Genomic DNA, 12605 nt, shown 5'->3' with positions numbered 1-12605 from the left:
GCGGGCAGGGAACACAGCCTGACGGGCTGTTGCAGGCACTCACGGAACCAGGGATTGGAGAGAGCAGTGGACAGTAAAATCAGGGTTCTGCATGGCAAGATCCAACGGCAGGAAATCAGCCTCGAACAAGCGGCGCTGGAATTCGAGGCCCTCAGGGCCAGCCTGCTGCAGGCGAGCGCGACGCGTCGGATCGAGGTGCCCGCGGCCAGCGCCGGGCTGGAGGCGGCCGCGGTGTATCGCTACGACGAGCCGTGCCTGCGCGATCATCAGTTCGATCACCAGCAGATCCTCCTCGGCCTGACCTACGCCAGCCTGGCGCTGGAGCAGGGGCTGGGCCAGCTCGCCGACGGCGAAGCACTGCGCCTGAACGCACTGACCTTTGCCGCACCGATGGCCGTGGCCGAAGGCGAGCAGCTTGAGGTGGCGATCCGTGCCGCCGCGCCCGGCTTCGAGGCCGTGTGCCGCCGCACGCCGCTGGAGCCCTGGCAGGTGGCGGCCAGCGGCGAATTGTCGGCGGTCCGGGTCCAGCCCCCGCCGGCGCTGCCGGCCGGGCTTGTTGCCGGCATGACGGCGCTGGAGCCGGCGTCGATCTACCGGATCAGCGAGCAACTGCAGATTGGCCCGAGCTATCGCACCCTGCAGGCGCTCTACCAGCAGGCCGGTGGCGCCGAGACGTTGTCGCGGGTGGTACTGGATGATGAGCGCCACTACGCTGTGCATCCGCTGCTGATCAACAGCGCCTTTCTGACCCTGGTTCCGCTGTTGGCCGCCGAGCGACTGGCCAGCCCTTACATTCCCATGGGCATCAAGTCCCTGACCTTGCATCGGCGCCAGGCACCGTCCAGCGCCTGGATCCATGCCCGACTGCTGAAGAACTCCGGCGAACTGGTGCTGTTCGACGCGGACGTGTACGACGATGACGGAGCCATGATTGCCCAGCTCCAGGGCTGTTCGCTCAAGCGCCTGCGCGGCGCCCGCTTCACGGCCGCGGCGGCGTCGCCGGTGATCCGCGCCGCCGGCAGCGCGGCAATGGAAGACTTCCTGCTGGCCCAGTTGCACGCCCTTGGCGCCCGCCAAGTGGGGAGCCAGCAACGCCTGCGCAACCTGATGGATCTGGGGCTGGAGTCCGTGCAACTGGTCGCTCTGGCCAAGCAGATTGCCAGTGCGGCGCAGATCGAGCTCGAAGCCACGGTGTTTTTCGAGTACCCGAGCCTTGCCGAACTGGCGACCTTCCTCTGGCAGGAGCACCCCGCAGCGTGCACCCGGTTGCTGGGAGAGCAGGGCGCGGCTGAAGCCGCCCCGCGGGCCGAGCCCGGCTTGAGCCGCGAAGCGCCGGCCACGCTGCAGATGAACCCGCAGTCCCCGGGCGATATCGCCATCATCGGTATGCACGGGCAGTTCGCTGAAGCCGAGGACCTGGATCAGTTCTGGCGCAACATCTGGCACGACCTGGAACTGATCAAGCCCGTGCCGGCGGATCACTGGGACATCACGCCCTGGTTCGACGCCGACCCGCAAGCCAAGGACCGGACCTATTCCCGCTGGGGCAGCTTCATCAGCGATGTCGACAAGTTCGACGCCGGTTTTTTCAACCTGTCCCGCCGCGAAGCCCAGTGGATGGACCCGCAAGTGCGGCTGCTGCTGCAGAGCGCGTACCTGAGTGCCGAGAATGCCGGGGTGATCTCGCGCCTGCGTGGCAGCGACACCGGGGTGTTCATCGGCTCCTGCTTCAACGAGTACGTCGACAAGATCGGCGAACTCGGCCTGCCGATGGACCCCTACATCGCCACCGGCAGCGGCACCATCGCCGCCAACCGGATTTCCTTCTGGTTCGACTTCAAAGGTCCGAGCCTGATGTTCAACACCGCCTGTTCCTCGTCGCTGGTGGCGTTGCACGCGGCCTGCGTGGCGTTGCGCAACGGCGAGTGCGCGATGGCGTTCGTCGGCGGCAGCAACGTGTTGCTGTCGTCCTGGCACTACCGCTATTTCTCGGCCATCCGGGCGCTGTCGCCCACGGGCCGCTGCCACAGCTTCGACGCCCGTGCAGACGGCTATGTGCCGGGTGAATGCGTGGCCACGCTGTTGCTCAAGCCCCTGGCCCAGGCGTTGGCCGAGGGTGATCCGATCCACGGCGTGATCAAGGGGTCGGCGGCGCTGCATGGCGGTTACACACCGTCGCTGACAGCGCCCAGCGTGGCCGGGGAAGAGAACGTGATCGTCCAGGCCTGGCAGAACGCCGCGATCGATCCGCGTACCCTGAGTTACATCGAGGCCCACGGCACCGGCACCCGGCTCGGCGATCCGATCGAGATCAATGCACTCAAGCGCGCCTTTGCCCGCTATACCGACGACCGTGGCTTCTGCCATATCGGCTCGGTCAAGGCCAACATCGGCCATACCGAGGGCGCAGCCGGCATTGCCGGGGTGCTCAAGGTGCTGCAGCAGATGAAACACAAAAAGCTGCCGGCACTGGGGCACTTCACGCAGCAGAACCCCCATATCAAGCTCGAAGACTCGCCGCTGGTGATCGACACACAGGGCGGCGACTGGCCGGAGCACGGTACACCGCGCCGAGCCGGGGTCAGCTCGTTCGGTTTTTCCGGCACCAACGCCCACGCCGTGCTGGAGGAGTATCGCGAGCAGCGCCTGTTCGCCACACACCAGGGCCAGCCGCTGCTGGTGCCCTTGTCCGCGCGCGACGAGCAGCGCCTGCAACAGCAGGTGCTGCGCCTGCTGGAATTTCTCAAGCAGCACAGCCCGGACCTTGCCGCACTGGCCTACACCCTGCAGACCGGTCGGCAAGCCATGGCGGCCCGGGCGATTTTCCGCGTCGACAGCCAGCTGCAACTGCAACAGCAACTGCAAGCCTGGCTCGATGGCCAGCGGATGGATGCCTTGGCCGCACCGAGCATGACCTGGGAACAGGCCCTGGCCGCTGCCGACCTGGAGCAACTGGCGGCGCTGTGGCTGGCCGCCACGGACGATGAAGCCGATAGCGACTGGGCAGGGTTCTATGGCAGCGGGCCCTATCCTGCACGCATCAGCTTGCCGGGGTACCCCTTTGCCAGGGACCGCTACTGGCTGGAGGCGCCGACGCCAGGCGGCACCGTCGGGGCGGAAGAGGCGGTGCCCGCCAGCGCACTGGGCACCTACACCGAACAATGGCTGGAGGCCGAGGAACCGCGCGGCGGCAGCGGGCCCCAGCGAGTGGTCTGCCTGTTGGCCGACCCCGAGCTGCGCCGGCAATGGGCCCGTACCGTGCACGCCCAGAGCCCGCACACCGAGCTGGTGTTTGTCGCCGCGGGCGCGGCCAACCAACGCGACCGGGAAGGCCATTACCAGGTTGCGGCCGATGATCCGCAGCAGTTGCAGGCCGGGCTGCAACAGGTCCTGGCCGGCGAGTCCGCCACCCGGATCCTGTATCTGTGGAGCATGGACGACGCTCGCTGGCTCGGCGACAGCGGCCCGATCGTCGCCTTGCTCAAGGCCATGGCGGTGACGGCAGCGCCGCTGCAACGACTGCTGCTGGCGGGCCGCGCCGGGGATGGGCTGGCCCGTTGTCACCTGGAGTCGTGGATCGGCTTCGAACGTTCCCTTGGCCCGCTGCTGGACTGCCCCGTCGAGGTGGCGATCGACGTGCCCCAAGGCACCGCCGACCAGCACCGCTGGTTGCAGCGCTTATGGCTGCAGCTCAGCGGTGAGCCGGCAGGCAGCCGCTTGTACCAGGACCGCGAGGTGCGGCGGCCCGTCCTTGCGCCCGTGCCGGTCGAGGCCACTGTCGCGCCACTGGCCCTGGAGCGGCTCGACACCTTGCTGATCACCGGCGGGCTCGGCGAGCTGGGCCTGCTGCTGGCCGGCGAACTCTCGGAGCGAGCACGCCAGCGCCGCGGCGGTCGGTTGCACCTGCTGCTCAACGGTCGGTCCCCCTTGTCACCGGCCACCCAGGCGCGCGTCGCTGCGCTGAACCATGAACGCTGCCGGGTGTTCCACGTGCAGGCCGACTGTGCCGATCGTCAGGCACTGACGGCGGCATTGGCCCGCGTCCTGGGGCAGAGCGGGCCCATCGACGGCCTGATCCATGCCGCGGGCCTCAAGGCCGCCGGCAGTGTCCTGGCCAGCTCGCCCGAGGCATTTGCCGCGGTGCTGGCGCCCAAGATCACCGCGACCCAGGTGCTGGACGAGGTCTTGGCGGAGCAACCGCTGGCGCTGATCTGCCATTTTTCCTCCAGCTCGGCACTGCTGGGGGACATGGGCGCGTGCAGCTATGCGATGGCCAACCGTTTCCAGCAGGCCTATGCCCGCCATGTCCAGGGCGGGCGTGCCCGGCGCGTGGTGGCGATCAACTGGCCACTGTGGCGCGAGGGCGGCATGGCGCTGGGCGAGCGCGAGTCCACCGAGTTCTACCTCAAGTCCAGCGGCCAGCGGATGCTGGAAAGTGCCGAGGGCCTGGCCTTGCTGGACCGGATTGTCAGCAGTGACATCCCCCAGGTGCTGGTGCTGGCAGGGCAACCGGTGCGCCTGCAGCAGTGCATCGCGGGGATCAACCAACCGACCGCACGCCCCAGGGCCGTACCGCCCTTGGCGGTTGCCTCGCATGCGCCGGCCCATCGCCGTCCCGAGCTCAAGGGCCTGAGCCTCGAACAGGCGCTGGCATGGGACCTGCGGGAGCTGGCGAGCCGGCCGCTGCAGGCCGAACGGCAGAGCCTGGACGAACAGCGCAACCTGGCCGACTTCGGTTTCGACTCCATCAGCCTGGCGGAATATGCCGGGCTGCTGAGCCGGCACTTTGGCCTGAAGTTGACCCCGGAGGTGTTTTTCAGCCATTCGACCCTGGCAAAACTCGCCACGCACCTGCTGGACCAACACCGGCAGGCCGTCGAAGCCTGTTACCTGCAGCCTGTGACCTCGGCGCCGGAGCAGGAGCAGGAGCAGGAGCAGCCAGCGGCAGCGACCGACGCCGTCTCTGCCGGCCCGGCCACGGACACCATCGCCATAATTGGCATCAGCGGGCGCTTTCCCGGCGCTCGCACGCCGGATGAGCTGTGGCAAGTGCTGGCCGAGGGCCGTGATCTGGTGGACGAGATTCCCGCCCAGCGCTATGACTGGCGCGAGCACTATGGCGACCCCCGGGAGAACCCGGCCAAGACCCGCTGCATCTGGATGGCCAGCGTGCCGGGGATCGACGAGTTCGACCCGCTGTTCTTCGAGATTTCGCCCCGTGAAGCGACCCACCTCGATCCCCGGCAGCGGCTGCTGTTGCAGGAGTCGTGGAATGTCCTGGAAGACGCCGGGATTGGCCCCCGTCAGCTGGCCACCCAGCGGGTCGGCATGTTCGTCGGGGTCGAGGAGGGCGACTTCCAGCGGTTGGCCGGGGACGAGAGCCTGACCTCCAGCCACAACGGCATCCTGGCCTCACGGTTGGCGTACTTTCTCAACCTCACCGGGCCGACCATGGCGATCAACACCGCCTGCTCGTCGGCCCTGGTGGCGCTGCACCAGGCGGCCTCCAGCCTGCGTAACAACGAATGCGAAATGGCCATCGCCGCCGGCGTCAATCTGATCTTTTCGGCGGATGCCTTCATCGGCATGACCCAGGCCGGGATGCTCTCGCCGGATGGCAAGTGCTTCACCTTCGATCACCGGGCCAATGGCATGGTGCCGGGGGAAGCGGTGTGCTGCGTGCTGCTCAAGCCGCTGGCCCGGGCCGAGGCCGATGGTGACCGGATCTACGGCACCCTGCGCGCCAGCGGCCTGAACTATGACGGCCGGACCAACGGCATCACCGCCCCCAGCGGGCTGGCCCAGCAACGCTTGCTGGAAGACGTCTATCGCCGCGCCGGGATCGATACCCAGGCGGTGGACTACATCGTCACCCACGGCACCGGCACCCAGCTGGGCGACCCGGTGGAGATCAATGCCCTCAACGATGCCTTTCGCGGCAACTGCGCCGGCCATTGCGCCCTGACGTCGACCAAGACCAACCTGGGCCATACCTTTGCCGCCTCGGGGCTGGTCAGCGTCATCAGCCTGTTGCAGGCCATGCGCCACGAAACCATTCCGGCGAGCCTACATTGCGAGCAGGAAAACGACTATATCCAGTGGCAACAGAGCCCGTTCTACGTCAACAAGGCCAACAAGGCCTGGCCCCAGGCCGGGCGCGAACAGCAACGCATCGGCGCGGTCAGCGCCTTTGGCATGAGCGGCACCAACGCCCACGTGGTGCTGCAAAGCTACAGCCAACGGCCTGAAGGCCCTGGACGGCGGCGCCCTTGCTACCTGCTGGTGCTATCGGCCAAGACCGCCGAGGCCCTGCAGGAGAAAGCCGCACAACTGAACCGGGCACTGGAGCAGGGCGGGTACTGCGACGAGCAGATGCCGGCGATCAGCCATACGCTGCTCGAAGGCCGGCATCACTTCCGCCATCGCCTGGCACTGGTGGCGGCGGACCTGGAGGAGGCGCGCTACGGCTTGCAGCGGTACCTGGCCGGCGAGAAGCGGCCGAACCTGTTTGGCGGTGAAGTGGATCGCGAGTTTGCCCCGCGCAAAACCGTGCTGCGCTACATCGAGCAGTTGCTGGACGACAGCCTGGGCGAGCATGAGGACGAACTTCGCGAACTGTTGTCGGGGCTGGCGGACTGCTACCGCCAAGGCTACGACATCGACGGTCGGCGGCTGTTTGCCCAGCCCCCGGCCCGGGTCTCACTGCCGGGCTATCCGTTCGCCCGCGAGCGCTATTGGCCCCAGGCCCGCCGGCCTGCAGCGGCCGCTGCCGGGCCGCACACACAGCACCGGCACCCGCTGCTGCAGGACAATATCTCGACCCTGGCGCGCCAGTGTTTTGTCAGCCGCTTCAGCGGACGGGAGCGGTTCCTGGCCGACCACCGCATAGGCGAGCAACGGGTGTTCCCCGCCACCGCTTACCTGGAAATGGCCCGTGAAGCGATTGTCCGGGCCAGCGAGCGGCCCATGCAGCAGGTCACGCTGCGCAACATGGTGTGGTTGCGGCCCCTGACCTTTGCCCGGGCCGCAGACGCCGGCGAGGTCGAGCTGTTCTGTGAGCTGACGGGCAACGCGGGCGACAGCCTGTCATTCAAGATCTACAGCCTCGAGGGCTCCGAGCAGCACCTGCACGCCCAGGGCGACGCGCTCCTGGCAAATGCTGCCGATCCCGCACCGCCGGTGCTTGACCGGGCGCCGCTGGAGGCCGAGTGCAACCTGGGCGAGCGCAGCCAGGACGCGCTGTATCGAGATTTCGAGGCCATGGGGGTGCATTACGGCAGCAGCTTCCGCGCCGCCGGGCAGATCCTCATCGGTCGCGACCGGGTGCTGGGGCAGTTGTCCGACACCGCACCGGATCCGCAGATGGATGGCGTGGCGCTGCCTCCGGGGCTCCTCGACAGCGCGCTGCACATCGCCGCCTCCCTGGGGGGCGGGCAACAGACCGCCGCCCCGGCACTGCCCTTCGCCCTGGACAACCTGCGCCTGTACGGTTCGCTGCAACAGGCCCTGCGCCAGGGCCCGCTGACGGTGGTGGCCAGCCGTGAAAGGGCGAGCGGCGCGGCTCTGGAGAAAGTCGATCTGCAGGTGTACAACCGCGCCGGTGAATGCCTGTTGCAACTGCAGGGCTTCAGCTCGCGGCGTACCGCCGGCGAAGCCCCCGCGGCGGCTCCGGCCGCGCAAGTACGCGCAGCAGCGGCTACGGCAACGGAAGCGCCCTCGCGGGCGGAGGGTGAAACACTCGGCCGCCTGATCCGTACCCCGTTCTGGCAGCCCCTGGACAGCCCCGGTGAGGCGCTGCCTGCCGATGCCCGGCCGCAACTGCTGTTGTTGGGGCTGCCGGAGGCGGTGGTGGCCCAGGTGCGCCGCGAGTTCGGCGCCCAGGTCCGGGTGTTGCCCGGAGCTCCCGGGCAGACCGACGCCGCGCTGTACCAGAGCGCCGCCCTGGCGCTGCTGCAGTGCCTGCAGGAGCGGGACCCCGAAGCCGGCGACTATCTGCAGCTGTATGTCGGCCAGGGCCAGGATGACCTGCGCCTGAGTGCCCTGGATGCCTTGCTGAGCAGCGCCATGCTGGAGAACTGCGAGTTGCAGGCGCGGCTGGTGGCGCTGGACCCCGAGATGGGCGACGCGGCGATGAGCCAGGTGATTGCCCGGCAGAGTCGCCTGCACTATCGGCAGCGGGTGCGGGTCTTTGCCAGCGGCAGCCTTTACGCCTGCCACTGGCGCGAGCTACCCGCGGCGCCGGCGCCCGGCCCCGGCCCCGAGCCATTTCGCGATGCCGGGGTCTATGCCATCACCGGAGGGGCCGGCGGCCTGGGCCTGGTGTTCGCGCAACAGATCGCCAGCCGTTGCCGTCACCCGGTGCTGTACCTGGCCGGCCGCTCGGTCCTGGGGGCCGCCGGGCCAGCGCTGTTCGCGCCGCTGGAGGCCCTGGGCGCGCGGGTGCTCTATCAGCCCCTGGACGTCAGCGACGCGGGGGCCGTCCGCCAGTGGATCGATGGGATTTATGCCGAGCAGGGCGAACTGCACGGGGTGATCCACGGCGCTGGAGTGATCCGCGACAGCCTGATCATGCACAAGTCCGCCAACGACTTCGCCCAGGTGCTGGCGGCGAAGGTCACCGGCATCGAGGCGCTGGACCAGGCCATCGGCGAGCGGCCGCTGGACTTCCTGGTGTGCTGCTCGTCCCAGGCAGCGCTGGGCAACCTGGGGCAGGCGGACTACGCCTGCGCCAATGCCTGGATGGACGCCTACATGCATTACCGCCAGCACCTGGCTGCCGAAGGCAAGCGCAAAGGCCGTTCGCTGAGCATCAACTGGCCGTTGTGGCGCGACGGCGGCATGGGCCTGGCGCCGGTGATCGAGCAGCAGATGCGTGAACAGTTCGGCATCGTGCCACTGCCCCGGGAAGAGGGCCTGGCCAGTTTGTGCCAGCTGTTGAGTCATTCGCTCAGCGCGCAGGCCTGGGTGGTGTATGGCGAGCGGTCGCGGCTGGCGAGCATCGGCCAGGCCCCCGTCGCCGTTCCCGGGCCGGACACCGCGCCAGCGCCGCAGACCGCCGGGGCAGCCAGCTTCAGCGACAGCGACCTGAAGCAGCACATCGAGGCGTTCGTCACCCGGATCATTGCCAAGGTGACCCAGATCGATGCGGCGAAAATCCATCCGGCGGAAAAGTTCGAAGCCTACGGCTTTGATTCGATCATGGCGGTGGGGGTGACCCAGGAGCTGGAAAAACACCTTGGCTCGCTGCCCAAGACCCTGCTGTTCGAACACGTCAACATTGCCGGCATGGTGCAGCACTTCGCGGTGAAGTATCGCCAACGCTTCATGGCGATCCTGGCGGGGGACGGGCAACCGCCGGCGCCCGCCGTGGCCGCGGCGCCCTGGAGCGCGGCGCCGGACGCAGCTCAGGCGGCCGTTGCTGCGCCCACGCCGCCAGTCCTGGAGGCTGCCCCGAAGCCGAAGCCGAAGCCGGAGCCGGAGCCGGAGCCGGACAGTGACCTGGCGCAGTACGTGGCGGTGATCGGCCTGGGGGGTTATTACCCCGGTGCGCAAAGCATCGACCAGCTGTGGCAGAACCTGGCCAACGGCGTCGACTGCATGAGCGATTTCCCCGCCGAGCGCTGGGACCACAGCAAGCTGTACTACAAGAATCGTGAGGTGCTGGGCAAGACCACCTGCCTCAACGGCTCCTTCATCCAGGACGTGGACAAGTTCGACTACAGCTATTTCAAGATGCCCAAGGTCTACGCCGACCACATGTCGCCGGAAGTCCGGCTGTTCCTGCAGGCGGCGGTGCACACCTTCGAAGACGCCGGCTATTCCCGGGAAACCCTGCAGAGCCGCTATGGCGGCAATGTCGGGGTTTTGATGGGGGCCATGAGCAACGACTATCACTACTACGGTTTCGAACACAATCTGGCCGAAGGCGCCATCGCCTCGGGTTCGGGCATGGCCACCATCCCGATGACGGTGTCCTATTTCTACGGATTGACCGGCCCGAGCCTGTTTATCGACACCATGTGCTCGTCGTCCTCGACCTGTATCCACACGGCCTTCCACATGCTGCGCCACGACGAAACCATGATGGTGCTGGCCGGCGGCCTGAACCTGATGTACCACCCGTACACGGTGGTCAACACCTCACAGGGCAACTTCACCTCGATCACCTCCGAATCGGTCAACAGCTATGGCATCGGCGCCGACGGTACGGTGATCGGCGAGGGCGTCGGGGCGGTGCTGCTCAAGCGCCTGGACCGGGCGGTTGCCGACCGCGATCAGATCTACGGGGTGATCAAGGGTTCGGCCATCACCAATGCCGGCGAACGCAACGGCTTCAATGTGCCCAACCCGGACCTGCAGACCCTGGCGATCCGTCAGGCCATGGAGCAGGCCCAGGTGTACCCGGCGTCGATTTCCTATGTCGAAGGCCATGGATCCGGCACCCGCCTGGGCGACCCGATCGAAGTGCTGGGGCTCAAGAACGCCTTTGCCGGCGCCACCGACGACAAGCAGTTCTGCTACCTGGGCTCGATCAAGTCCAATATCGGCCACCTGCTGGCCGCCTCGGGGGTGGCCGGGCTGACCAAGACCCTGTTGCAGCTCAAGCATGGGCAGATCGCGCCGTCGATCCACTCGGGCCAGCTCAACCAGGACATCGACTTTGCCGACAGCCCCTTCAAGGTGCCGCAGCAGTTGACCCCCTGGCATCGCCCGCAGCGGCTGGTCGACGGCCGGATGCAGCACTTTCCACGGCGGGCCGGACTGACTTCGATCGCCGCCGGTGGCATGAACGCTCACCTGATCGTCGAGGAGTACCCGCAGCTCGAAGACCCTGCCGGACAGATTGCCGATGAACGCCTGGTGTTTGTGTTCTCGGTGCACAAACTGTCGGTGCTGGCGGACAACCTCAGCCGTTTCCGCGACTGGCTGGCCACCAGCCAGGCGTCGCTGGCACAGATCGCCTACACCCTGCAGGTGGGCAAGAACAACCTGCGCAATCGGCTGGCGATCCGCTGTGCCAACCGCCAGACGCTGCTGGAAGCGCTGACCGCCTGCATCAACGGGCAAGACCACGACGCGGCGTTCTATCGCTTTCAGGAAACCGATGCCGCGCAGTTGCCCACGGCGCATGATCCTGTGGCGTCCCTGCTGAACCAGTGGCTGCAGGGCGAGAACCTGCCGGACTGGGCCGGCCTGTATGAGCGCCAGCCGCAGCGCATCAGCCTGCCGGCCTACGGGTTCGAAAAGAATCGTTGCTGGTACACCGCGCCGGGCTATGAGTCGGCGATCATCAACCCGCTGATGTTCACCGGCAAACTGCACCCGCTGGTGGCCGAGAACTGCTCGACAACGCAACCGGGGGCGCTGTTTCGCACCGATTTCGTGGCGGCGCAATTGCTCGATTACCTGTACCGGGCGCCGGGCGGGCAACGCATCAGTGCCTTCAATCTGGCCGATGTCGCACTGGCGATGCCGGGGTTGGTCTCGCGGTTCGCCGGCTGCACGCTGTCGGTGTCCTGTGCGTTCGAGCACTTCATCGCCGACTGGGCGACGGTCAGCGCCCTGGCGTATCGCCTGCTGGAGGTGGATGAGGGGCAACTGGAGCTTGACTTCGATGTACAGCGCCAGGGCCAGCCGTCGCTGAACCTGGGGTTTGCCCTGGTCAACCCGCTGACCGGCAACGAGCCGGTACTGGCCCAGTCGGTGCTGGACGCTGCCAGCGAGCTGCTGAACCGTGCATCCAGCCCGGGAGACAGCCACCTGGGCGCCGCCGCCGTGAGCCAGCGACTGGCCGAGGCCGGCTACGATTTCCTGCCCTACCTGGACAACCAGGGCCAGCGGGTCATCAGTGCCCATGGCTTGCTGCTCGAAGGCCGGCCACTGATCAACCGGCACAATCACCACGCCGACAACCTGCTGCTGACGCCTTACCTGGCGACCACCCTGGACAAGGCGATCTACCTGTTGCTCGCCGAGCTGGGGCTGCCCCAGGCACAGGTCATCGTGCGCAATATCGAGCAGCTGTGTTGCTACGAGCAGCCTGCGGGGGTGTTCTCGGTGGTCCTGACCCGGATCGGCCTCGACGACGACGGGTTGTCGTTCTGCCTGCTGGTGCTGGACCCGCAAGCGCGGGTGTGCCTCAAGGCCGACCGGGTCAGCCTGTACCTGGACCAACAGGAACGGGCCGCTGTGGATCGGCATCACCCGTGGCTGGCCGGGGCTGACGCCCCCGCTGTACCCCGGACGGCCTTGCCCATGGGCCAGCCGCTGGACGCCACACCCCAGGAGCCGAACGCCCCAACCGAGGCCGCCCTCGGCCAACGGATCCTGGCGTTCATCCAGCAGGAGTTGCAGCACAAGCTGGGGTTTGCACCCCAGGAGATCGGCCACTCGGTCCAGGTCCACGACCTGGGCCTGGACTCGATCATGGTGATGCAACTGACGGACAGCATTAACAAGCGCTTCGGCACCAAGCTGATGCCCGACCTGTTTTATGAACAGCAACCCCTGGGCGAACTGGCGGCCAAGCTGCAAGCCGTCCAGGCGCCATTGCATTGATCTGAAACATTGACCCGGCGGGACACGCCGCCGGGTAAACCAGGACG

At 67.3% G+C, this 12605-nt stretch carries 1 protein-coding gene; it reads left to right on the top strand.

All coding sequences use genetic code 11. The annotated features are described in order from the left end of the window. The first annotated feature begins 66 nt into the window (after positions 1-66). Entirely contained in the window at positions 67-12558 is a 12492-nt protein-coding gene (locus ACMGG8_RS19695) for an SDR family NAD(P)-dependent oxidoreductase (RefSeq protein ID WP_414158228.1), read from the top strand. The last annotated feature ends 47 nt before the right edge of the window (positions 12559-12605 follow it).

Source organism: Pseudomonas sp. BNK-45 (genome assembly GCF_047456255.1).
Taxonomy (GTDB): domain Bacteria; phylum Pseudomonadota; class Gammaproteobacteria; order Pseudomonadales; family Pseudomonadaceae; genus Aquipseudomonas.
This window is presented reverse-complemented; position numbering and strand designations above follow the sequence as displayed.